The 21,400-nt window shown below is 69.6% G+C and carries 21 protein-coding genes; 12 read left to right on the top strand and 9 right to left on the bottom strand.

Annotated features, from left to right (window positions below; all coding sequences use genetic code 11):
• Positions 1-190: 190 nt before the first annotated feature.
• The 8 genes from AC1DGW_RS08145 (at position 191) to AC1DGW_RS08180 (ending at position 6,432) form a co-directional block, all read left to right on the top strand.
• Entirely contained in the window at positions 191-661 is a 471-nt protein-coding gene (locus tag AC1DGW_RS08145; RefSeq protein ID WP_478021397.1) for a hypothetical protein, read from the top strand.
• Positions 662-673: 12 nt separating this feature from the next.
• On the top strand, positions 674-1,903 hold the full coding sequence (locus tag AC1DGW_RS08150) for an NnrS family protein (protein ID WP_478021399.1): 1,230 nt from the start codon (positions 674-676) through the stop codon (positions 1,901-1,903).
• The gene (locus AC1DGW_RS08155; RefSeq protein WP_478021401.1) at positions 1,900-2,310 is read left to right on the top strand and encodes a SirB2 family protein; all 411 of its coding nucleotides are present in this window, start codon (positions 1,900-1,902) and stop codon (positions 2,308-2,310) included. Before AC1DGW_RS08150 ends, AC1DGW_RS08155 begins: the two co-directional genes overlap by 4 nt.
• A complete protein-coding gene (locus tag AC1DGW_RS08160; RefSeq protein ID WP_478021403.1) occupies positions 2,295-2,567 on the top strand; it encodes a DUF2249 domain-containing protein in 273 nt (90 codons plus the stop codon). The genes AC1DGW_RS08155 and AC1DGW_RS08160 overlap by 16 nt, the downstream gene beginning before the upstream one ends.
• A complete protein-coding gene (locus AC1DGW_RS08165; protein WP_478021405.1) occupies positions 2,564-3,805 on the top strand; it encodes a hypothetical protein in 1,242 nt (413 codons plus the stop codon). The genes AC1DGW_RS08160 and AC1DGW_RS08165 overlap by 4 nt, the downstream gene beginning before the upstream one ends.
• 179 nt (positions 3,806-3,984) lie before the next feature.
• Positions 3,985-5,058, top strand: a complete 1,074-nt coding sequence (nirK, locus tag AC1DGW_RS08170; protein WP_478021407.1) for a copper-containing nitrite reductase — start codon at positions 3,985-3,987, stop codon at positions 5,056-5,058.
• 13 nt (positions 5,059-5,071) lie between these two features.
• On the top strand, positions 5,072-5,839 hold the full coding sequence (locus AC1DGW_RS08175) for an SUMF1/EgtB/PvdO family nonheme iron enzyme (protein ID WP_478021409.1): 768 nt from the start codon (positions 5,072-5,074) through the stop codon (positions 5,837-5,839).
• Positions 5,836-6,432 carry an SCO family protein gene (locus tag AC1DGW_RS08180; protein ID WP_478021411.1) on the top strand — a complete coding sequence of 199 codons (597 nt, stop codon included), beginning with the start codon at positions 5,836-5,838 and terminating at the stop codon, positions 6,430-6,432. Before AC1DGW_RS08175 ends, AC1DGW_RS08180 begins: the two co-directional genes overlap by 4 nt.
• Before the next feature lie 51 nt (positions 6,433-6,483).
• Here the strand turns inward: AC1DGW_RS08180 and AC1DGW_RS08185 are convergent, their stop codons facing one another.
• From AC1DGW_RS08185 to AC1DGW_RS08210, 6 genes are all read right to left on the bottom strand, one after another.
• Positions 6,484-7,530 carry a PstS family phosphate ABC transporter substrate-binding protein gene (locus AC1DGW_RS08185; protein WP_478021413.1) on the bottom strand — a complete coding sequence of 349 codons (1,047 nt, stop codon included), beginning with the start codon at positions 7,528-7,530 and terminating at the stop codon, positions 6,484-6,486.
• Positions 7,531-7,533: 3 nt separating this feature from the next.
• Positions 7,534-8,109: a cytochrome b gene (locus AC1DGW_RS08190; protein ID WP_478021415.1), complete on the bottom strand. Its 576-nt coding sequence runs from the start codon at positions 8,107-8,109 to the stop codon at positions 7,534-7,536.
• 69 nt (positions 8,110-8,178) lie between these two features.
• Positions 8,179-8,874, bottom strand: coding sequence for a hypothetical protein (locus AC1DGW_RS08195; RefSeq protein WP_478021417.1), 696 nt, complete (start codon positions 8,872-8,874; stop codon positions 8,179-8,181).
• Between the two features lie 161 nt (positions 8,875-9,035).
• Positions 9,036-10,385 (bottom strand): ATP-binding protein, encoded by a 1,350-nt coding sequence (locus tag AC1DGW_RS08200; RefSeq protein ID WP_478021419.1) that lies wholly within the window; start codon positions 10,383-10,385, stop codon positions 9,036-9,038.
• Positions 10,386-10,398: 13 nt separating this feature from the next.
• Positions 10,399-11,061 carry a response regulator transcription factor gene (locus tag AC1DGW_RS08205; protein ID WP_478021421.1) on the bottom strand — a complete coding sequence of 221 codons (663 nt, stop codon included), beginning with the start codon at positions 11,059-11,061 and terminating at the stop codon, positions 10,399-10,401.
• Positions 11,061-11,402: a PepSY domain-containing protein gene (locus tag AC1DGW_RS08210; RefSeq protein ID WP_478021423.1), complete on the bottom strand. Its 342-nt coding sequence runs from the start codon at positions 11,400-11,402 to the stop codon at positions 11,061-11,063. The genes AC1DGW_RS08205 and AC1DGW_RS08210 overlap by 1 nt, the downstream gene beginning before the upstream one ends.
• Between AC1DGW_RS08210 and AC1DGW_RS08215 the strand changes: the two genes are divergently transcribed.
• A complete protein-coding gene (locus AC1DGW_RS08215; RefSeq protein ID WP_478021425.1) occupies positions 11,377-11,796 on the top strand; it encodes a PepSY domain-containing protein in 420 nt (139 codons plus the stop codon). The genes AC1DGW_RS08210 and AC1DGW_RS08215 overlap by 26 nt on opposite strands.
• 307 nt (positions 11,797-12,103) lie before the next feature.
• Here the strand turns inward: AC1DGW_RS08215 and AC1DGW_RS08220 are convergent, their stop codons facing one another.
• From AC1DGW_RS08220 to AC1DGW_RS08230, 3 genes are read right to left on the bottom strand one after another with little or no spacing between them, the layout of a single operon-like run.
• Positions 12,104-15,181 (bottom strand): efflux RND transporter permease subunit, encoded by a 3,078-nt coding sequence (locus tag AC1DGW_RS08220; RefSeq protein ID WP_478021427.1) that lies wholly within the window; start codon positions 15,179-15,181, stop codon positions 12,104-12,106.
• A complete protein-coding gene (locus AC1DGW_RS08225) occupies positions 15,178-16,305 on the bottom strand; it encodes an efflux RND transporter periplasmic adaptor subunit (protein WP_478021429.1) in 1,128 nt (375 codons plus the stop codon). The genes AC1DGW_RS08220 and AC1DGW_RS08225 overlap by 4 nt, the downstream gene beginning before the upstream one ends.
• 50 nt (positions 16,306-16,355) lie before the next feature.
• Positions 16,356-17,681 carry a putative porin gene (locus tag AC1DGW_RS08230; protein ID WP_478021432.1) on the bottom strand — a complete coding sequence of 442 codons (1,326 nt, stop codon included), beginning with the start codon at positions 17,679-17,681 and terminating at the stop codon, positions 16,356-16,358.
• 331 nt (positions 17,682-18,012) lie between these two features.
• Here AC1DGW_RS08230 and AC1DGW_RS08235 point away from each other — a divergent pair, with 331 nt between their 5' ends.
• From AC1DGW_RS08235 to AC1DGW_RS08245, 3 genes are read left to right on the top strand one after another with little or no spacing between them, the layout of a single operon-like run.
• The gene (locus tag AC1DGW_RS08235; RefSeq protein ID WP_478021434.1) at positions 18,013-18,690 is read left to right on the top strand and encodes a response regulator transcription factor; all 678 of its coding nucleotides are present in this window, start codon (positions 18,013-18,015) and stop codon (positions 18,688-18,690) included.
• The gene (locus tag AC1DGW_RS08240; RefSeq protein ID WP_478021436.1) at positions 18,683-20,089 is read left to right on the top strand and encodes a sensor histidine kinase; all 1,407 of its coding nucleotides are present in this window, start codon (positions 18,683-18,685) and stop codon (positions 20,087-20,089) included. The genes AC1DGW_RS08235 and AC1DGW_RS08240 overlap by 8 nt, the downstream gene beginning before the upstream one ends.
• On the top strand, positions 20,086-21,162 hold the full coding sequence (locus AC1DGW_RS08245; protein WP_478021438.1) for an ABC transporter substrate-binding protein: 1,077 nt from the start codon (positions 20,086-20,088) through the stop codon (positions 21,160-21,162). The genes AC1DGW_RS08240 and AC1DGW_RS08245 overlap by 4 nt, the downstream gene beginning before the upstream one ends.
• Positions 21,163-21,400: the final 238 nt, after the last annotated feature.

A 21,400-nucleotide genomic window follows, 5' to 3' on the forward strand; every position in this document is an offset into this window, starting at 1 on the left:
GACCCCGCAGGGGCGACGTGCATGGATGCACGTCGTTTTTCGACGAGACAGGGATGTCTCGTCGAAAAATCCCGCCGGCGGAGTGGACCCGCGGCACGCAGTGCCGTGGGCGCGTAGGCAGGGGCGTGTTTCTCTTGGTTACTTCTCTTTGCACGAGCAAAGAGAAGTAACTCGCTCCTGCGAAGCAGGAGTGAAAGCTCTGCTTTCAAGCTTCAGCCTTGGCTTTTTGCTTCTTTTCAGAGCCAAAACTCAAGGAACAGCTGAAGCAGGATCAAAAGCTTTCGCCCCCCTTCGGGGCGCGAGTTACTTCTCTTTGCTCGTGCAAAGAGAAGTAACCAAGAGAAAACACGGGCCGGGACGCGATCCGTCGGGCTGCGCCCGCCGGTCCCCTGCGCTCCTCGCGTGCCGAGGGGACGGCGCACAACTCGCTTCGCTCAGACACGTGCGCCTCTTCGCCCCTCGTCCCGCTGCGGTGCTCGGCTCGCTCTACGGCCGGGGGAAGTCAAATGCCAAGGGCAAGGGCAAGGGCAAGATCAACAGCGACAGCAACCGCAAAAGCAAGGGCAAAAGCAAGGGCAAGGGCAAGGGCAACAGCCAGCTGGCCTCCGGCCCACCACCCCCAAACCTGACCCACGTCAAGGCACCGCCCGCCGCCCGGTAGCAAGCTGTTCCCATGAAAACCGAAGCCGCGCTCCCTCCCCGCCTCTCACCCGCCTGGCTCGCCCACGCCCCGCACCGACTGATGTTCTTCGTCGGCGCCGGCAACGTGCTGCTGGCCATGTTGTGGTGGGCGCCGTGGCTGGCGGCGGCACGCTGGGGCGGCTGGACGATGCCGGAACTGGCGATCCCCGCCGGCTGGCTGCATGCCTTCGTGATGCAGTACCTGGTGCTGCCCAGTTTCATCTTCGGCTTCCTGCTGACCGTGTTCCCGCGCTGGATGGGCCTGCCCGACCTGGAGCGCTGGCGCTACGTGCCCGTGGGCCTGGGCCTGATGGGCGGGCAGCTGGCGATCCTGCTGGGCGCGGTCGGGTGGCAGGCGGGGTTGACCGTCGGGCTGTGGATGGCGCTGGCCGGCTGGACCTCGGCGCTGTTCACCCTGGGCCGGCTGCTGGCCGACGAGAAAGGCCATACCTGGCACGCGCGTTCCTGCTTCGCCGGGCTGGTGCTGGGCTGGCTGGGGCTGGCGATGTTCGTCGCCTTCGTGCTCGGCGCCCCGCCCAGCTGGGCCTTCGCCAGCATCAAACTTGGCGGCTTCGGCCTGCTGCTGCCGGTGTACATGACCGTGGCGCACCGCATGTTCCCGTTCTTTGCCGGCAACGTCGTGCCGGGTTACCAGCCGTGGCGGCCGCTGTGGTGGCTGGGCGCGATGTGGACGCTGCTGATGGCGCACCTGGGGCTGGAACTGGTGCATGGCTATGCGTGGCTGTGGCTGGCCGATGTGCCCCTGCTGCTGTTGACCGGCTGCGCGGTGTGGCGCTGGTGGCCGCGCGGGCGCATGCCCGGCATCCTCGCCGTCCTGTTCATCGGCACCGCCTGGCTGCCAGTCACCTTCGCGCTGTACCTGGTGCAGAGCTTCACCTACCTGGCCAGCGGCGCGTTCGTGCTGGGCCGCGCGCCGATGCATGCACTGTTCATCGGTTTCTTCGGCAGCCTGCTGGTGGCGATGGTGACGCGGGTGACACAGGGCCACTCCGGGCGGGCACTGGTGATGCCCAAGGTGGCGTGGTTCGCCTTCGGCCTGCTGCAGGTGGTGGCGGTGATGCGCATCGTCGCCGACATCGCGCCCGATGCCCTGGCATGGCAGGCCGCGGCCGCCTTCGGCTGGCTGCTGGCGCTGGCGCCGTGGGTCACGCGGATCGGCCGGATCTACCTCGCGCCGCGCGCGGACGGGCGGCCGGGATGAGCGCGATGCTGGTCTTCTATCCCGATATCAAGCTGGTCCACATCAGCGCGGCGATGACCAGCGGCACGCTGTTCGCGCTGCGGGCGCTGGCACTGCTGGCCGGCATGCGCTGGCCGCGGCTGGCCGCGGTCCGCTACCTGAGCTACACCATCGACACGGTGTTGCTGACCGCGGCGTTGATGCTGCTGACCATCCTGCCCGCCGGCCTGTTCGCCAATGGCTGGCTGTGGGCCAAGCTCGCCTTCCTGCTGGCCTACGTCGGGCTGGGCATGACCGCGTTCCGGCAGGGGCGAAGCACGCTGGCGCGCGCGCTGCTGGTGGCCGCTGCGCTGCTGTGTTTCGCGCAGATCTACGGCATCGCGCGGGCGCACCATCCGCTGGGCTGGCTGCTATGGCTGGGCAACTAGATCCCCCACCGACACTGCGCCTGGACCTGCGCGGCCTTCCTGCCCCGCAGCCGATGGAGCACATCCTCGCCCGCCTGCACACCCTGCAGCCCGGCCAGCGGCTGGTGGCGCTGACGCCGCTGTATCCCGCGCCGCTGCTGCCGATGCTGGAGCAGCTGGGCTTCGCCTGCGATGCCTGCGCCACCGACGACGGTGCATGCCTGGTGATCTGCCACGCCGCCGACCGGCATCTGCTGGATGTCCCACCCGCCCCATGAGCGGGCTGGCCTTCGCCCAGGCGCCGCCGCCGTCGCATCCGCTGCGCTTCCTCGCCACCGCCCCGCTCTGGGGCGCGCTGGCCGGCGCATGGCTGCTGACCGGTGGCGACGCCCTGCTGCTGTCGCTGCATGCGCCGGCCACCATCGCGCTGGCGCATGTCTTCGCCCTGGGCGTGCTGGGCAACGCGATGCTCGGCAGCCTGGTGCAGTTCCTGCCGGTGGCGGCGGGTAGCCCGTTGCCGCTGGCGCACGGCGTCCCGTTGCTGCACGTCGCGTTCAACCTCGGCGTGGCCCTGCTGCTGCCGGCCATCGCCGGACATTCGACGATCTGCGGCATGCTCGCCGCGCCGTTGCTGCCCGGCACGTTGGCGGTGTCCGCGGGCGCGGTGTTGGTCGCGGTGGCGCGTGGCAGCGGTACGCGGGCGGTCCGCTGCGGCATCGGGCTGGCGGCCGTGGCGCTGCTGGTCACGATCGGACTGGGCGCCGCGCTGCTGTCGATGCGACTGGGGTGGCTGGCCCCGACCGTGCCACTCACCGGCCTGCACGCCAGCTTCGGCCTGCTGGGCTGGGTGCTCGGGCTGCTGGCCGCGGTAGGCAGCATGGTCATGCCCATGCTGCAGGGCGTGCGCTCCATTCCGTCGCCGTGGCTGTGGGGCTGGCTGGCCCTGCTCTGTGCCGTGCTGCTGGCGGCGGTCGTCGATGGCATCGGTGTCGCGCTGCCGATGCCGCGGGTGCGCGCCCTGCCGGCGATGCCGCTGCTGTTGTTCTCCTGCGTGGTTATCGCCCTGCAACTGCGTGCGCCGCACCGGCGCGGCACCGTGCTGCGGCGCTTCTGGGCGCTGGGCGGCGCGGCGCTGGCGGGTGCGGCGCCTGCGATGCTGCTGCCCGGCCACGGCCTGCTCGCCGGCGTGCTGGTGCTGGCGGTGGGTTTTCCCGCGCTGGTACTGGGCATGCTGATGGAGATCGCCGGCTTTCTCGCGTGGATCGAGCTGCGCCGGCGCATGCCGCGCGGCACGCGCGTGCCCGGCGTCGGCAGCCTGTTCGGCGAGTCGCCGAAACGGCACGCGTGGTGGCTGCAGGTCGCCGCCGCATTGGCGCTGGCCGCGGCCTGCCTGTGGCCGGAACTGGCGCGCGCGGCCGGTGCGCTGGTGCTGCTGGCCTGGCTCCATGCCGCGTTCGTGCTGTGGCATGGCTGGCGCTCGGCCATGGCCTGGCAGCCGCAATCATCCGCGCAGTAGCCTGCTTCCCATGGCGGCCCGTCGTCATGCGTGGCGCCCTTTGACATTAGTCAAGCAGTGCGTTCTTGCCCGGCTTTTCCACCCTTTCCGCCGGCATGGATTGATCAGGATCAACGCTGCGGGGCGGGCGTCCCGGGAACATGAACCCATCGGCCAAAGGCCATTCACGGGAAAGTGTCATGAAGCGCCTGCAACATCCGCTCGTCGCCTGCGCACTCGCCGGCGCCATCGCCGCCGCCTTCGCCGGCAATGCCTTCGCGGCGAAGAAGCCCGCCGCCGAGGCACCCTTGGAAACGATCCAGGCCGTGCTGACCGCGCCGCCGTTCGCACCGCCGCCGATCACGCGCAAGACGCCGGCCCACGTCGTCGTCGACCTGGAAATGGTCGAGAAGGACATGCGCATGGCCGACGGCGTGAGCTACAACTTCTGGACCTTTGGCGGCACGGTGCCGGGCAGCTTCATCCGCGTGCGCAAGGGCGACACGGTGGAGTTCAAGCTGAAGAACCACCACAGCTCGCACTTCTCGCACAACATCGACCTGCATGCCGTCACCGGTCAGGGCGGTGGCGCCGAAGCGACGTTCACGCTGCCGGGCAAGGAAACGCAGTTCACCTTCAAGACGCTCAACCCGGGCCTGTACATCTACCACTGCGCGATGGCCCCAGTGGGCATGCACATCGCCAACGGCATGTACGGCCTGATCCTGGTCGAGCCCGAAGAAGGCCTGCCGCCGGTGGACAAGGAGTACTACGTGGTGCAGGGCGACTTCTATACCGAAGGCGCGCACGGCGAGCCGGGCCTGCAGCCCTTCAGCCTGGAGAAGGCCATCGAGGAACACCCGACCTATGTAGTGTTCAACGGCTCGGTCGATTCGCTGCAGGGTGACAAGGCGCTGACGGCCAAGGCCGGCGAGACGATCCGCATGTTCGTCGGCAACGGCGGCCCCAACCTGGTGTCGAGCTTCCATGTCATCGGCGAGATCTTCGACAAGGTCTATACCGAGGGCGGCACGAAGTACCAGGAGAATGTGCAGACCACGCTGATCCCCGCCGGCGGCTCGGCCATCGTCGAGTTCAAGGCCGACGTGCCCGGCAACTTCGTGCTGGTGGACCACAGCATCTTCCGCACCTTCCACAAGGGCTCGCTGGGCATCCTCAAGGTCGAGGGCGAGAAGAACCCGGAGATCTATACGGGCCAGCAGCACGACATCGACTACAAGGAAGGCGTGCCGCAGGGCAGCCAGTACAAGTAAGCAGGCCACGCAGATGGAACGGACCCTCTTCCTGTTGCTGCTCCTGGCACCGGCTGCGGCCGGTGCCCTGGAGGCCGATACCGGCTATCGCGACATCCCCGGCGGGCCGTTCCGTTCCTCCGTGCGTTTCGAGGAGACATCCGCCACGCGCAACGTGGCGGCTTTCTCGCTGATGGCGCGTCCGGTCAGCAACGCGCAGTTCGCCGCGTTCCTGGCGCGCAATCCGCAGTGGCGGCGCGACCGGGTGCCGGCGATCTTCTCCAGCCCCGGCTACCTCGGCCATTGGGCGCGACCCGATGCGCCCGGCGAAGGCCTCGACCCGCAGGCGCCGGTGACCCACGTCAACTGGTATGCGGCCGACGCCTATTGCCGCGCGGAACAGGCGCGCCTGCCGACCTTCCTCGAATGGGAATACGCGGCCGCCGCCGATGCCACCCGCCGCGACGCGCGCGGCGACCACGGCTGGCGCCTGCGCCAGGTCAACGATGGCACGCCACGCGCGCCCGACGCCGCCGCCGGCGCATCCGCCAATGTCTACGGCGTCCACGGCCTGCATGGCGCGTATTGGGAATGGAGCGAGGACTTCGCCTCGCTGCTGGCCGACAGCGACCGCCGCGGCCAGGAGGACGGCGACGCCCTGCGCTACTGCGGCGCCAGCGCCATGGCCTTCAACGACCCGGGCGACTACGGCGTGGTCAAGCGCTTCGTGCTGCTGTCCGCGCTTCAACCCGGGGCCACCCTGGGCAATCTCGGTTTCCGCTGCGCAAGGAGCCAGCCATGAACAGACCCTTCGCTTTCCTGCTGCTCGGCCTGGCGCTGGGCATGCCGCCCGCGCTGCATGCCGCCGATGCGCCGGCCACGCCGGCCGCCGCCCTGCCGGGCCAGTCGCTGTACCACCTGCAGGTCGCGCTCACCGACCAGAACGGACACTCCGTGCCGTGGGCGTCGCTGCGCGGCCGCCCGCAACTGGTTTCGATGTTCTACGGCAACTGCCACCTGATGTGCCCGCTGATCATCGAGAACGCCAAGGCCGTGCAGAAGCAGCTTCCGGCCGACCAGCGTGCGCGCCTGGACGTGGACATGCTCACCCTCGACCCGGTGCGCGACACGCCCGCCGCGCTGGCCGAGATCGCGCAGCGCCATCGCGCGCCGGACGAGTGGCGCTTCCTGCGCCCGGCCGAAGGCGACGTGCGCGCCCTCGCCAACCTGCTGGACGTGCGCTACCGCTTCCGCGAGGACGGCAGCATCAACCACACCAGCGTACTGGTGCTGCTCGACGCCGAAGGCCGCGTGCGGGCGCGCAGCGAGGTGCAGGGGATGGTTCCGGACCCGGAACTGGTCGCCGCCATCGAGGCGGTGCTGGGCGGGCGCTGAACCCGCCTCCCTGGCGCTTCGTCCGGCATCGCGACGCAGCGCCGGAACGCCTCATTCCCCCGCGCACTGCGTTTGCCGCTGCGGGTTCCGGCGCGCCGCCAGCCATGCCAGCGACTGCCGGCGCCTGCATTCGTCCAGCGGAAGAAAAGCCTCCTGCGCCGCAATGATCGCCTGTCCGGCATCGCTCAACAGGAAGGCCGCGAACCGCGCCATGACCGGATCGATGCGGCCTTGGGCATCCAGCGGCAGCAGCAGGTCCACCGTCCGTGCGAGCGGGTAGCGCCCGGATGCCACCGATTCACGGTCCGGTACGACCGGCGCCATGCCGGGCCGTGGCGCGATCGCCAGCGCGCGGGTGCCCGGCAGCAGATGCCCCAGCCCGGTGAATCCGATCGCCTGCGGATCGGCCGCCACGCGCTGCACGTTGTCCGATTCGTCGCCGCTGTCCGGCGCAGCCCGCCAACCGCGTGCGTCCGCCGGACGCGCGAAGACATGACGTCGCAGGAACAGCGCGCGGGCCGATTCCTCCGCCTGCCATGCGCCGCCCCCCGCAAGATGGATCGGCTGCCCGCGCCACGCCTGCACGCCCAGCTGGTCCCAGCGGAAAACATCCGCGCCCCCCCCGGCGAACACCGCTTCCAGCTGGGCAAGATCCAGCGACTGCAGTGGATTGGAGACATGCACGATCACCGCGATCGGATCGACATGGCCGAACCGGTTCCAGCTGCCGCCGGCGACGGGAAGCCGCAGCGGTGCGTCGCCGCCATGGTGACGGCGGAAGGTGGCCAGATCCGCCTCGGCGAGGTCGCGGGTCAGCAGGGCGAAGTCGAGATCGCCGCCCAGGAATCCGGCCAGTTGCGGATCCAGTCGTCCCTGTGGCGGTCCATAGGGTTGCGGATAGGCGACAGCGGCCCCCGCCTGCCCGGCCGCGAATCCATCGCGCCAGGCCTCGGCCAGCGTGCCGAGCACGACCGGAACGCTGCCGCAGCGCAGCTGCCGCGCCGTCTCCGCGGTGGCAGCGCACACAGCCGTGGCACTGCCCGGCAGGAACACGGACAGCAGCACCAGCCATGTCCGCGCACTGCCGGCACGCTTCATCCGCTAAGCGCCGCGCGCGTCGGAAGGCGCGGCGCTGGCACGGCGTCCACCGGCAGGCAGCATCCGCCGCAGCGTGTTGTCCTTCAGCACGTAGTGGTGCACCAGCGCAGCCAGCGCATGCGCGCCGATCAGGAAGTAACCGAACGTACCGACGGTCTGGTGCACTTCCTCCAGCGTGCCGGCGAACGGCTTGTCCGGCGCCATCAGCGGCGGCAGCGTCAGGCCGAAGAAAGGCACGGGCTTGCCGGCGGCACTCAGCACCAGCCAGCCCATCAGCGGCTGCACGATCATGAAGGCGTACAGCAGCAGATGGGCCGAGGTGGCCGCCCACCGCTGCCAGGTCGGCGGCGCCGGGACGATGGCCGGCGCGGACGTCAGCGCGCGGGCGATCAGCCGCACCCATACCAGCGCGAAGATCGACAGCCCGATGGAGAAGTGCAGGCTCTTCATCAGGTCGCGTGGCGGCGTGCCCTTGTCGAAGATCACGCGCAGCTCGATGAAGGCGTATGCCAGCACGAACAGCAGCAGCATCAGCCAGTGCAGCCCGATCGACCAGCGGTTGTACGTTTCGTTTTTCATGGATTGCGGCTCCTGTGTTGTCCAACGGTCCGGCAGCGGGCATGACCAGCCCGCATTGCCCCGGGTGTTCTATTCGAAGGCGTATTCGAAGCCGACGCGGACGGAATGTTCCTCGTCGTCGGCGCTGCGCCGCCAGCTCCGGCCCAGCGCGCCGAACATGAGCAGGCGCGGCGAACCCTCCCAGCGGAAACCGAGGCTTCCACGCCGGAACGCTTCGGTCGGGCCCGATGCGTCGTGCAGCATTTCCAGGCCCAGCCACAGCGTCGGCACGGCTTCGTATTCGACCAGCGCGCCGGCGCTCCAGCCCGCGTCTTCTCCCGGCGTCTTCACCCACGCCAGTTGTCCGGTCGCCAGCATCCGCCCCTGCTGCCGGCTCGCGCGCAGGGGCACGGCCACGCCCATGCCCTCACCGCCCATCCCGGCCGAGCGGCTGCCCGTGGGCAGCACGATCTCCGGTTCGACCGCCCAGTCGAGGGACGCCGGCAGGACGTCGGGAAGCTTCCATTTCAGCGCCAGTTTCATGTCGTGGCTGCCATGCAGGCGATGCCCGCCGTAGCCGTCGGCCATGCCATAGCCGCTGCCCAGCGTCGCCTCCATGCCCGGCGCGAATCCCCAGCCCATCTCCAGTGCGGGGCGGCTCCAGTGCACTTCGTGGCCGACGCGGGCGCGGATGGACTGCGCCTTGACCTTGAAGCCGGTGCCGGTACCGGTGTCCCCGATCTCATAAGCGCTCGCCGCAGCCCGCTCCGCCGGCAGGGCAGTCATCAGCACCGCGGCGCACAGACATCCATGGCGCCATCTCCATGGCATGCCGATGCGGAAAACGCCTGACACTGCCCTCATGATCGTGCCGCCTCAACCCCAGGTTTGACCGCGTTATAGGCAGGCGCAGCTGACATGCAGCTGACATCGGCAAAGCGACCGCGTCAGGACGCGTGCGGCCATCCCAGGCGCACTTCCAGGCCGCCCAGCGCCGAGCGGTCCAGCATGATGGTTCCCTGCGTGGCCTCAACCAGATCGCGGACGATGGCCAGCCCCAGGCCGTGGTGCGCATGGCTGGCTTCGTCCAGCCGGCCGCCGCGCATCAACGCCTGCTCGGCGCTGATATCCAGGCCTTCGCCGTCGTCCTCGATGAACAACGCGGTCCCGTCCGCCGCCTGCACGGCGCGGATGCGCACGCGGCGGCGGGCGAAGCGCACCGCGTTCTCCAGCAGCGCGCCGAGCATTTCCATCAGGTCTTCCTCGGCCACCGGCAGTTCGAGCGCGGGATCGACTTCGTTCTCGAACACCGTGCGCGCGCCGCGCTCGGTGCGTTCGATGACGCCGAACACGCGCTCGGCCAGTTCGCACGGCCGCGAACGCATGGACTGGTGGCGGCCGCGGATGGCGGCGGCGCGCGAGCGCGCCAGTTCGGCCTCCACCGCCGCGGCGACGGCGGCGATGGCGCGGTCCATGCCGTCGGCGGCTTCGGCCGCGCCGGTTTCGCGCGCGCGCCGGTTCTGCGCGCCGAGCGCGGCCAGTGGCGTCTTCAGCGAATGCGCCAGATCGGCCGCGCGCTTGCGCGCCCGCGCCAGATCGCTCTCGCGCGCTTCGGCCAACTGGTTGATCGCCGCCACCAACGGCATGACCTCGCGCGGGTGTTCCTCGCCGAGGCGGGCCGCGGGACTGCGCCGCATCACTTCCAGTTCCGCGCGCACGCGCCGGAGCGGACGCAGGCCCAGATCCACCTGTATCCAGGTCGCTGCGACCAGGGCCAGCCACAGCACGCCGAGGAACAGCGCCATCTCGGTGCGGAATTCCCGGCGCGCGCCATCCAGTTCGGCCAGGTCCTGCGCAAGCTGCACGTGTACCAGGCGCTGCCCGTCCTCGACGCGGACCATGCGCTCGACCACCAGCAGCCGCTGCCCGAATGGGCCGGCGATCTTGCGCGTGGTCCACTGCGTGGTGTCGGCCTGGCGGTCCTGCGGCAGCGATTCGTCCCACAGCGAGCGCGAGCGCTCCTGCTGGCCGTCGCCGGAAAACTGCCAGTAGCGCCCGCTGCCGGGCAGGTCGAAACGCGGATCGGCCAGCGTGGCGTCCAGCACCAGCCGGTTGCCGGCCTCCACGTGCAGCCCGGCCACTAGCTGCAGCGCCTCGCGGGTCAGTTCGCGCGACAGCCCCTGCTCCAGGTGGCGCGAGAAGATCAGGCCCATCACCAGCACCGCCGCGACCATGGCCAGCAGAATGGCCGTGGCCGCCACGGCCAACAGCCGCAGCCGCAGCGAATTGGGCTTCATCGCGATGCCGGGATCATCCGCGCCCGCCCAGCAGGTAGCCGAAACCGCGGCGGGTCTCGATCAGTTCCGCGCCCAGCTTGCGCCGCAGCCGCAGCACCAGCGCCTCCACCGCATTGGTGTCTCCCGATTCGGCCGCGCCATACAGATGGTCGGCCAGTTCGCCGGCCGATACCGCGCGGTCGTCGTGGTGGGCCAGGTAGTCCACCAGCCGGTATTCCAGCGGCGACAACCGCACCGGCCGCCCGTCCAGCGCCACCGACAGCCGCCGCGTGTCCAGCACCAGTCGCCCGCAGTCCAGCAACGGCGAGACGTGCCCGGCGGCGCGGCGCACCAGGGCGCGGACCCGCACCACCAGTTCGCCGACCTCGAACGGCTTGGCCAGGTAATCGTCGGCGCCGCTCTCGATGCCCTCCACCTTTTCGGTCCAGTCGTCGCGCGCGGACAGGATCAGCACCGGGAACCCGCGCCCGGCGCCGCGCCAGCGGCGCAGCACCGACAGGCCATCGAGCCGGGGCAGGCCGAGGTCGAGCACGCAGACGTCGTAGTCCTCGGTGTCGCCCTTGAACCAGGCGTCCTCGCCATCGCCGGCGGTCTCGACGATGAAACCGGCCGCGCGCAGGGCGATGCCGACATCGGCGCGGACATCCGGATCGTCCTCGACCAGCAGGGCGCGCATCAGTCGTCCTCGATCTTCAACAGGGCGCCGGTGCGCGCATCGAGCTTGACCTCGCGGATGCGCCCGTCCGTGGCCAGGGTCTTGACCTCGTACTGCGGGCCGGCCTTGTACTCGACCTCGATCACGTCGCCCGGCGCGTGCTGCTGGGCGATGGCGAGGATGCGCACCAGCGGCAGGATCTCGCCGCGCCGCATCGCGTCCAGGGCTTCCTGCTGGGCCTGGCGCTTGGCCGCCTTGCGGGCCTCCTTGGAGTCGGGCGGCGCGTCGCCGGCCATCAGCGACACGGGCGTGGCCAGCACCAGGCAGGACAACATCATGAAGAAGAAACGGGATCTGTTCATGGGCCGGATTCTCCTGCCGGTTGCTGATATTGGCCTGACGGTCGCGTGGGGGCGCATGTCAGCGCGCGGCGCTTACAACGGGGCTGCCAATAATGGCCGCTTCGATGAAGGATTGCAGATGAAGAACATCACGACCAGCCTCCTGGCCTCCGCGCTGCTCTCGCTCGCCGCCTGCACGGCCGGTGCCGCGCCGGCAGCCAACACCGGCTTCCTCGGCATCGCCGAGCTGGAACGGCGCGCTACCGGCGAAGGCCTGACCGTCACCGAGATCGAGGCCAAGGACCGCCTGGCCGAGGTCGAGGGCTACGACGCGCAGTCGCGCAAGGTGAAGCTGGTGATCGACCGCAAGACCGGCGAAGTGCTCGAGCGCAAGGTCAAGCCGCGTCGCCTCTGACGGGAATGCCGCCGCCGCACGCGGCGGCTCCGTTTTCCGCCTCCCCCCTGCCCGGCCGTGGCTGCCTTCCCAGGCACTGCGACCGGGCAGGGTCGTTTCCGCGGTACAGACGGCAGGCATTGCGCCGTCCGTCGCCCCGCCGGTGAAGCGCAGTGGAAACCAGCCGAACCCGGCGTGATGGGTGGCGTGACCGCCCGCGATGCGGACTTCACCGTCGGGCCGAAATCGCCCGGGAGGCCGCGTCGCACCGGCATGGCCGGCGCGACGCGACGCGGGACGGGACGGGACGGGACGGGACGGGACGGCGTCAGGATGCCGCGGCTTCCACCGCCGCCGCGCCTGCCGCGGAACGCCGCGACAGGCGGTCGAACCACAGATAGACCACCGGCGTGATGAACAGCGTGATGACCTGCGAGAACAGCAGGCCGCCGACGATGACCACGCCCATCGGCTGGCGCAGTTCGGCGCCGGCGCCCAGGCCCAATGCGATCGGCATCGCGCCCATCATCGCGCACAGCGTGGTCATCATGATCGGGCGGAAGCGCAGCAGGCAGGCCTGGTGGATGGCCTCGTGCGCGGCGGTGCCGTGCCGGCGCTGCGCATCCAGCGCGAAGTCGATCATCATGATCGCGTTCTTCTTGACGATGCCGATCAGCAGCAGCACGCCGATCATCGCGATGAAACTGATGTCCAGCCCGGCCAGGCGCAGCGCCAGGAACGCGCCCACCGCCGCCGACGGGATGCCCATCAGGATCGTGACCGGGTGGATCCAGCTCTCGTAGAGCACGCCCAGGATCACGTAGATCACCGCGATGGCGACCACGATCAGCCACAGCTGCGAGGTCTGCGACTGCTCGAACACCGCCGCCTGCCCGTCGAAGCTGCCGAACACCGTGGTCGGCAGGCCGATCTCGCGCTTGGCGCGGTCGATGGCGGCGGTCGCGTCGGACAGCGAGCGGCCCGGCGCCAGCTCGAAGGAGAAGGTGATCGCCGGCAACTGCGCCTTGTGCAGCACCGTCATCGTGCCGGTGCCGCGCGAGAGCGTGGCGAACGCGCTCAGCGGCACCATGCCGCCCTGCTGGCTGCGCACGTGGATGCGCGACAGGTCGGTCTCGTCGCGGCGGTAACGGTCCTCCAGCTCCATGATGACCTTGTAGGTGGCCTGCGGCGCATGGATCGAGGACACCTCGCGGCCGCCGAACGCGGCATGCAGGCTGGTGCGCAGGTCGGCCATGTCCACGCCGAGCAGGGCCATCTTGTCGCGGTCCAGGTGGATCTCCGCCTGCAGGCCGCTCTTCTCGAAGTCGGTATCCAGGCCGACGAACACATCCGACCCGCGCAGCGCGGCCAGCAGCTTCTCCGACCAGACATCCAGCTGCTCGCTGCCCACCGACTGCAGCGTGTACTGGTAGGTGCTGCTGGATGAACTGGCGCCGATCTTCAGGTTCTGCACCGGGCTGAAATTGACCTTCACCCCGGGGATGAAGCTGGTGTTGGCGCGCATCCGCGCCAGCACCTGGTCCATCGGCGGGCGTTGCCCGCGCGGCTTCAGGTCCAGGTCGAACTTGGTGGTGTCGTGGTCCACCTTCGAGGCCGAGGCGAGGATGGCGTCGTCCTCCAGCAGCACCTCCTGGATGCGCCGCAGCACCGCCAACCGGCCCTCGAAGGACATCTCCGGCGGCGTCTTGACCTTCACCGAGACCTGGCCGATGTCCTCCTCGGGGAAGAACGAGCGCGGCGAGGTGACGTACAGCAGCGCGGTCAGCAGCAGCGTCCCGGCGCCGACGGCCAGCACCGTGCGCGGATGCGCGAGCGACCAGTCCAGGCCATGCCGGTACAGCGCCAGCGTGCGCTCGAACAGGCGCTCGAAGCCGCGGTTCCAGCCGGGTGCATCGTCATGCCGCGGTGCGGTCCGCACCAGCATCGGCACCAGTACGGGGATGAGGGTCAGCGCCACCGCGGCCGACACCAGGATGGCCAGGGTGACGACGATGGCGAACTCGTGGAACAGCAGGCCGGCAGTGCCCGGCATGAAGAAGATCGGGATGAACACGGCCACCAGCGACACCGAGATGGAGACGACGGTGAAGCCGACCTCGCGCGCGCCGCGCAGCGCGGCATCGCGCGGCGCCATGCCCTGCTCGATGTGGCGCATCACGTTCTCCAGCACCACGATCGCGTCGTCCACCACCAGGCCAACCGCAATCGTGATGCCCATCAGCGAGATGTTGTTCAACGACAGGCCCATCGCCTGCATCAGCGCGAAGGTGCCCAGCAGCGAGATCGGCAGGCTGATCGACGGGATCGCCGCCGAGGTGAGCCGGCGCAGGAACAGCAGGATCACCAGGATGACCAGGGCGATGGTCAGCAGCAGGGTCAGGTTGACGTCGTGGATGGCCTCGCGGATGGAGGTGGAGCGGTCGCCCAGGGTGACGATCCGCACCGAGCCGGGCAGCTGCGCCTGCAGCCGCGGCAGCAGCGCCATGATGCTGTCCACCGTGCGCACGGTGTTGGCGCCGGGCTGGCGCTTGATGTCCAGCAGCACCGAGTTGACGCCGTTGACCTCACTGACGTTCTGCACTTCCTCGGTGCTGTCGCGGACCTGGGCGATGTCCGCCAGGCGGATGCCCTGGCCGTTGCGGCTGGCGACGATCACCTGGGCGAAGTCGCGCGCCAGCATCAGCTCGCCGGGCATCTGCACCATCATCATCTGCCGGCTGCTGTCCAGCTGGCCGAGCGCGGTGTTGGCGTTGGCGGTCTTCAGCGCGTTGGCCACGTCCAGCAGGGTCAGGTCCAGCGCCGCCAGCCGCGCCGGATCGGCCTGCACGCGCACCGCGTAGCGCTTGCGGCCCTTGGCGACCACCTGGGCCACGCCATCGACCGTGGACAAAGCCGGGATCACCAGCTCGTCGATGTAGGCATTGAGTTCGGACAGCGGCATGGTCGGCGAACTGATGCCGAGCTTGAGGATCGGCGCATCGCCCGGATTGACCTTGCTGTAGGACGGCGGCGTGCTCATCTCCGTGGGCAGCGAGCGGCTGACCCGGAACAGCGCGGCCTGCACGTCGGCCGCGGCGGCGTCGATGTCGCGGCGCGCGGAGAACTCCAGCAGGATCACGCTCTCGCCCTGGATGTTCTCCGAGCTGCTGCCGATCAGGCCGGGGATGGCGGAAAATTCCTTCTCCAGCGGCGTCGCCACCGAGGCGGCCATGTTCTCCGGGCTCGCGCCGGGCAGCTTGGCCTTGACCTCGATCACCGGCGTCTCGTAGTTCGGCAACGCGGCGATCGGCAGGTGGAACCAGGCGACGATGCCGGCGACGATCACGCTGATCCACAGCAGCAGCGTGGCGACCGGGCGCTGCAGGCACAGCCGGGAGATGTTCATGGCTTGCCGCCGGCGACGGGCGCCTCGGCGACCTGCACTTCGCCGCCGTCGCGCAGGTTCTGGTTGCCCTCCACCACCACCTGGTCGCCATCGGCGACGCCGGTCACCACCGCGTTCTGCTCCTGGATGCGCAGCAGCGTCACCGCCTGCGCCCGCACCTTGCGGTCGTCGCCGAGCCGGTAGACGAAGTGGCCGTCCGGCCCTTCAAGGATCGCCTGTGGCGGCAGCACGATGACGCCCGGATCGCTGCCGGCCATCAGTTCCACCCGTGCATAGGCGCCGGGCCACAGCGTATGCGCGGGATTGGGGAAGCGCGCCTTCAACTGCAGCGTGCCAGTGGCCGGGTTGACCCGGTTGTCGATGAAGAACAGCTCGCCGTCGAGCATGCCGCCGTCCGGCGCCTGCACGCGCACGCGTACCTGGTTGCGTTCGCGCGCGGCGAGCAGGGCGTCCAGGTAGTGTTCCGGGAGGGCGAACTCGGCGGCGATCGGGTCGAACTGCAGCACGCTGACCAGCGGCGTGCTGTCGCCGGCCTGCACCAGGCTGCCCTCGTGCAGCACCAGCGCGCCGGCCTTGCCGTCCATCGGCGAAGTGATGCGGGCATGCGCCACCTGCACCCGCGCCGCTTCAATCTCGGCCTGTGCGGCGCGACGCTGCGCCTCGAGCGTCTTGACGTTGGCCGCCAGCGTGTCCAGCGCGCTGGAGGAAATGTAGCCGGTACCGACCAGTTCGCGTCCACGCGCGAGTGCGCGCTGCGCGTCCTCCAGCTGCGCCTTGACCTGGGTCGCCTGCGCACGGGTGCGCTCGAGCTGGGCATCCAGTTCGGCATCATCCAGGGTGAACAGCAGCTGCCCGGCACGCACGTCGTCGCCTTCGCGGAAATGGATCGCGCGCAGGCGCGCGCTGATCTGCGCGCGCACGTCGACCTGCTTCAGCGGCACCAGGTGGCCCTGGCTGTCGATGCGCACCGGCAGATCGACCGCCTGCGCGCGGGTGACGCTGACCAGCGGCGCCGCCTTGGGCTTGGCGGCGCCCTTGCTGCCGCCCTTGTAGTAGAAACCGACGGCCACGACCGCGGCCAGCACCACGAGCCCGGCGGCCAGTGCTTTTCCATTGATTGCCATGCGCGGGTCCCGTGTGTGCGCGGTGGCGGCGCGGGGCCGCCACCGCCGGCTCAGAAGTTGACGAGGAAGAACAGACGCAGGCGGTCCAGCCAGTCGCCCGGCTGGTTGGCGCCGGCGTAGGCCGGATCGTTGGGCTTGTAGTGGTACCAGATCGCGCTGACCATGGTCTTGGGCATCGGCGTGTAGTCCACCGTCAGCGAATGCAGCTTGTAGTTGGTGGCGATGCCGATGTTGTCCTGCGAGAACGCCGCCATCACCGCATCCACATCGGTCTGCGCATAGCCGTAGGTGACGCGCCAGTCGCCCGGCTTGCTGGCCCGGCCGAGGCTGACGTCCACGCCGAAGCCGGTGTCCTGGCCGTCGACCGCGCCGAGATTCTTCACGTAATCGCCGACCACGCGCAGCGGCCAGCGCTCGTTGGCGCCCTGCCAGGTGCCGCCGACGAGCACGTCCACCAGCTCATAGTCGGACAGGTAGCTGCCATCGGGCCGCAGCCGGTTGGTGCGCCAGTCGCCGGAGTCGGCGTTGACCATGTTGCCGAGGCTGTAGCGGTAGTAGGCGGCGGATGCGTCGTATTTGAAGCCGCCGTAGGCCGGCGAATCGTAGCCGACCTGCAGGCCGGCCATGGTGCTGTCCGGCAGCTTGGCGTCCTCGTTCACCACGAAGAACAGTCCGCTGCTGCGGAACGCGCCGCCGTTGCCCAGCGCATGCTTGTAGGTCGCGGCCACGCCCTGCGGATTGACGTCGCCATCCCAGACCAGGTCGGTGCGGGCGAACGGCTGCGGGAACTTGCCGCCGTACAGCTTCAGGTCGCCGAAGTCGAGCTGGGCATAGGCCATGTCGAGGCTGACCTCGAAATCGTCCAGCCACTTGGACAACTGCACGTCGGTGCTGTTGGGGTCCTTGGCATCGCCGGTGACCAGGCGGCCGCCGATGGTGAGACGGTCGTTGACCGCATAGGTGGCGCCGACGCGGGCGCGCACCTGAGCACTGGTGCGGTCGCGGGCATCGTTGTCGGAGCGGTCGTGCTGGCTGCGCAGGCGCAGGTCGCCGCTCACCTTCAGCCGGTCCAGCGCACTGCTGGCGGCCGGGGCCGGGGCGGCGGCGACCACGGGCGCTGGCACTGGCGCCGCCGGTACGCCGGCCACGCCGAGGCGCGTTTCCAGCTTCTGCTGCGCCTCGAGGATGCTCGCCTGCTGCTCGCGCAGCTGGCGCAGCTGTTCGACGATCTCCTCGCGCTCCTGGGGAGTCAGCGACTGCGCTATCGCCGGCATGGCGCCCATCGCCAGCAGGCACCCGGCCAGGGCCAGGCAGAGCCGCGAGCGGAATTCCGGGCGGCGTTGTTGCGGTGTACGGAAGAACGACTGCAACTGCATGAGCGTTTCCTCGTTTCGTCCGCCGCCGTGCATGCACGGTGCGGCTGTGATCCATCGTTGCCGGCACCGTCGTCCCCGGGACGGAAAGCGTGCGGGCGCGTTTTTCCCGCCATGGACGCATGGGAGGAATGCATCGCTGCGGTGGCGGTGATGCTGGCCGTGGGCCGCTGATATCCCGCTGACGACGGTTGCGCGGTGCAGATTGACTTGCGCGCTCCACCTGCCGCATAGCTATGCACGCGTGCAAAGTAAAAAGCGGACCTGTCATGAAGCTGACGTCCGCGCACGCGATGGGGAAGGACGCTCGTGTTGCCTTTATCGAGATGTGGACATGCGGATACTGGTGGTTGAAGACGACGGCGACCTGGGCGACGCCGTCCAGCGCAGGCTCAAGCGCGAGGGACATGCCGTCGATTGGCAGCGCGACGGGCAGACCGCCGACGAGGTGCTGCGCTACCAGGGATACGAACTGGTGATACTCGACATCGGCCTGCCGCGCCGCGATGGCTTCGCGATCCTGCGCGGCCTGCGCGCGCGCGGCGACCGCACGCCGGTGCTGATGCTGACCGCGCGTTCGCAGATCGAGGACCGGGTGGACGCGCTGGATGTCGGCGCCGACGACTACCTGTCCAAGCCGTTCGACATCCGCGAATTCGATGCGCGCTGCCGCGCCCTGCTGCGGCGCTCGCAGGGCATCGCCTCGGGCGTGACCACCGTCGGCGCGCTGGTGTTCGACCGCGGATCGAAGACGGTGATGCTCGCCGACACCCTGCTGGACCTGCCGCGCCGCGAATACCGCCTGCTGGAGATCCTGATCGGCAACCTCGGCCGGGTGTTGAGCAAGGAAGACATCTGTTCGCAGCTGTTCGACTTCGACGACGAGGCCGGCGCCAACGCCATCGAGGTCTACGTGGGGCGGTTGCGGCGCAAGCTCGGCGCGCACCTGACCATCCGCACCATGCGCGGCCTGGGTTACGTGGCCGAAGCCGGCGACACCGCCCATGCGTGAGCGCGCCGGCTCGCTCAAGGCGCGCCTGGTGCTGCGCCTGGCGTTGCTGTTCCTGGTCGGCACGGTGGTGATGTACGTCGCTGCGCGGGTCTACGGCCTGCGCGCGGCCGATCTTTCCTACGACCGGCTGCTCACCGGCTCGGCGCTGTCCATCGCCGAGACCCTGTCGATGGACGGCACCCAGGTGCGCGTGGACCTGCCCTACGCCGCGCTGGACATGCTGTCGGCCGCGCCGGAAGACCGCGTCTTCTACCGCGTGCTCGGCCCCGACGGGAAGACCATCACCGGCTACGGCGACCTGCCCGGGATACCGGCGATGCACGCCGCCGAGCAGGAGCCGTCGGAAGTGCCGATCCCGCGCTTTTTCGACGCCGCCTACCGCGGCGAGACCGTGCGCTTCGTGGTGCTGGGACGGCAGCTGGCGCAGCCCGGCCTGCGCGGCTGGGTATGGGTGCAGGTCGGGCAGACCCGGCACGCGCGCGAGGAACTGGCCAGCGACCTGCTGCTGGGCGCGCTGCTGCCGATCACCCTGCTGACCATGGGGGCGCTCGGCCTGGCCTGGCTGGGCGTGGGCCGCGCACTGCGGCCGCTGGAGGCGATCAGCGCCGACCTGGCCACGCGCGAGCCGCATGACCTGCATCCGGTGCGCGTGCCGGTGCCGGCCGAGGTCGGACCGATGGTCGATGCGATGAACGGTTTCATGTACCGGCTGGAAGCGAACATCGACACCCTGCGCGCCTTCATCGGCGATGCCGCCCACCAGATACGCACACCGCTGGCGGCCCTGCGTGCGCAGGCGCAAATGGCGCTGGACGAGGAGGAACCGGAGCAGATACGGCGTGGCCTGCTGAAGGTGGAGCGCAATGCCGCGCGCCTGACCCGGCTGGTGAACCAGCTGCTCAGCGATGCGATGGTGATGCACCGCGCCGACGCCCGCGACTTCGAACCGCTGGACCTGGTGGAGGTCATCAAGCGCGCCCTGCGCGATGCGGTGCCGGTTTCCGACGATGTGCAGGTCGGCTTCACCAGCGACACCGTGCAGGCACCGATGCGTGGCGATGCGGTGCTGCTGGGCGAGGCGATCAAGAACCTGGTGGACAACGCGATCCGCCATGGCACGCGCGGGATGAGCGGCCCGGATGCGGAAGTGGACGTCGTGCTGCGGCAGACGCAGGACGGCTACCGCGTGGCCGTATCCGACCACGGTCCGGGCATCGCGCCCGCGGATCGCGCGCGCCTGTTCCGCCGCTTCGAGCGCGGCGACACCCAGGCCGGGGGCGCCGGCCTGGGCATGGCGATCGTCTCGCGCGTGGTCAGGAGCCATGGCGGGACCATCGAACTGATCGACCGCGAAGGCGGTGGCCTGACCGTGTGCCTGGAATTCGGAGGAAAGCGATGAGGCGTCTCTGCTGGCTGCTGGTCCTGTCCGCGCTGGTGCCGCGCGCGGACGCCAAGGACTACCCGGCGCCGGGCGAGCCTGAAGGCAGCATCACGCTCTACAGTACGCTGGACACGGCGGTGTTCGAGCCGCTGCTGGTCGATTTCCAGCGCGTGCATCCCGGCATCGGCGTGCGCTACGAGAACATCGACGCCACCCCGCAGTACGAGCGCTTCGTGCGCGAGGCCGACGCCGGCGTGCGCGGTGCCGACCTGCTGATCAGCACGGCGATGGACCTGCAGGTCAAGCTGGTCAACGACGGCTACGCGGCCGCGCACCGCTCGCCAAGCGCCGGCGCGCTGCCGTCGTGGGCGCGCTGGCGCGATGAAGCGTTCGGCTTCACTTTCGAACCGGCGGTCATGGTGTTCAACCGCGCGGCGATGAAGGGGCGGCGCATCCCGCAGTCGCGCGCCGAACTGGTCGACGAGATCCGCCGCGACCCGGCGTTCTGGCGCGGGCGCATCGGCACCTACGACATCTCGCGCAGCAGCGTGGGCTACCTGCTCGCCTCGCAGGACGTGCGCCACAGCAGCGAGTTCGGCGCGCTGGTGGAGGCGCTGGGCGATGTCGGCGTGCAGGTCGAGGAACATACCGCCACCCTGCTTGACCGCATCGAATCCGGCGAACTGGTGGCCGGCTACAACCTGCTGGGCTCATATGCGCGCGCGCGGCCCGATGCCGGCCGGCGGTTGATGCTGGTGTACCCGCGCGACCACACGCTGGTGGTTGCGCGCACGGTCATGATCGCCCGCAACGCACCCAACCCGGTATTGGCGCATCGCTTCCTGGAATACCTGCTGTCGGTACGCGGGCAGCAGGTGATGGCCGCACAGTGCGGCCTGCCGCCGATCCGCAAGGAGCTGGACGGCGTGTACGAGCGCCTCGGCGTCAACGAATCGCAGATCGGCGTGCTGCGCCCCATCGCGCTCGGTCCAGGCCTGCTGGTGTACCTGGACCAGCAGAAGCGGCAGCAGATGCTCGATACGTGGCGGGTCATCCTGGACCGGCGCGGTACCCGCGAAGCGGGCCGGTAGCTCCCGCGCATCGACCGCCCCGCGGGAGCGCATCCCGGCGCGCGCCGCGACTTTCCCGGCAACGCTCCACCGCGCATAAAGGCGCGCTCCCGCGCGATGCCGATGCGCTCTTTTCCAGCACGTTCCCCCGCCTCCTTTGCTGCGTCGCAATGTCAGGTCATCGACAGCATGCGCTGCCTAGTATCGCTCCACGGTCGGGATGCCCCGCGCATCGGATGGCCAGGAACAGGGGCGGCAT

The organism is Stenotrophomonas sp. 05N423, assembly GCF_056397145.1.

What these genes read in the sequence shown, in the direction of transcription:
- AC1DGW_RS08150 (WP_478021399.1), top strand. Translation starts at nt 674, where the DNA reads ATGAAAACCGAAGCCGCGCTCCCTCCCCGCCTCTCACCCGCCTGGCTC.
- AC1DGW_RS08155 (WP_478021401.1), top strand. Translation starts at nt 1,900, where the DNA reads ATGAGCGCGATGCTGGTCTTCTATCCCGATATCAAGCTGGTCCACATC.
- AC1DGW_RS08160 (WP_478021403.1), top strand. Translation starts at nt 2,295, where the DNA reads ATGGCTGGGCAACTAGATCCCCCACCGACACTGCGCCTGGACCTGCGC.
- AC1DGW_RS08165 (WP_478021405.1), top strand. Translation starts at nt 2,564, where the DNA reads ATGAGCGGGCTGGCCTTCGCCCAGGCGCCGCCGCCGTCGCATCCGCTG.
- nirK (WP_478021407.1), top strand. Translation starts at nt 3,985, where the DNA reads ATGAAGCGCCTGCAACATCCGCTCGTCGCCTGCGCACTCGCCGGCGCC.
- AC1DGW_RS08175 (WP_478021409.1), top strand. Translation starts at nt 5,072, where the DNA reads ATGGAACGGACCCTCTTCCTGTTGCTGCTCCTGGCACCGGCTGCGGCC.
- AC1DGW_RS08180 (WP_478021411.1), top strand. Translation starts at nt 5,836, where the DNA reads ATGAACAGACCCTTCGCTTTCCTGCTGCTCGGCCTGGCGCTGGGCATG.
- AC1DGW_RS08185 (WP_478021413.1), bottom strand. Translation starts at nt 7,530, where the DNA reads ATGAAGCGTGCCGGCAGTGCGCGGACATGGCTGGTGCTGCTGTCCGTG.
- AC1DGW_RS08190 (WP_478021415.1), bottom strand. Translation starts at nt 8,109, where the DNA reads ATGAAAAACGAAACGTACAACCGCTGGTCGATCGGGCTGCACTGGCTG.
- AC1DGW_RS08195 (WP_478021417.1), bottom strand. Translation starts at nt 8,874, where the DNA reads ATGACTGCCCTGCCGGCGGAGCGGGCTGCGGCGAGCGCTTATGAGATC.
- AC1DGW_RS08200 (WP_478021419.1), bottom strand. Translation starts at nt 10,385, where the DNA reads ATGAAGCCCAATTCGCTGCGGCTGCGGCTGTTGGCCGTGGCGGCCACG.
- AC1DGW_RS08205 (WP_478021421.1), bottom strand. Translation starts at nt 11,061, where the DNA reads ATGCGCGCCCTGCTGGTCGAGGACGATCCGGATGTCCGCGCCGATGTC.
- AC1DGW_RS08215 (WP_478021425.1), top strand. Translation starts at nt 11,377, where the DNA reads ATGAAGAAGAAACGGGATCTGTTCATGGGCCGGATTCTCCTGCCGGTT.
- AC1DGW_RS08210 (WP_478021423.1), bottom strand. Translation starts at nt 11,402, where the DNA reads ATGAACAGATCCCGTTTCTTCTTCATGATGTTGTCCTGCCTGGTGCTG.
- AC1DGW_RS08220 (WP_478021427.1), bottom strand. Translation starts at nt 15,181, where the DNA reads ATGAACATCTCCCGGCTGTGCCTGCAGCGCCCGGTCGCCACGCTGCTG.
- AC1DGW_RS08225 (WP_478021429.1), bottom strand. Translation starts at nt 16,305, where the DNA reads ATGGCAATCAATGGAAAAGCACTGGCCGCCGGGCTCGTGGTGCTGGCC.
- AC1DGW_RS08230 (WP_478021432.1), bottom strand. Translation starts at nt 17,681, where the DNA reads ATGCAGTTGCAGTCGTTCTTCCGTACACCGCAACAACGCCGCCCGGAA.
- AC1DGW_RS08235 (WP_478021434.1), top strand. Translation starts at nt 18,013, where the DNA reads ATGCGGATACTGGTGGTTGAAGACGACGGCGACCTGGGCGACGCCGTC.
- AC1DGW_RS08240 (WP_478021436.1), top strand. Translation starts at nt 18,683, where the DNA reads ATGCGTGAGCGCGCCGGCTCGCTCAAGGCGCGCCTGGTGCTGCGCCTG.
- AC1DGW_RS08245 (WP_478021438.1), top strand. Translation starts at nt 20,086, where the DNA reads ATGAGGCGTCTCTGCTGGCTGCTGGTCCTGTCCGCGCTGGTGCCGCGC.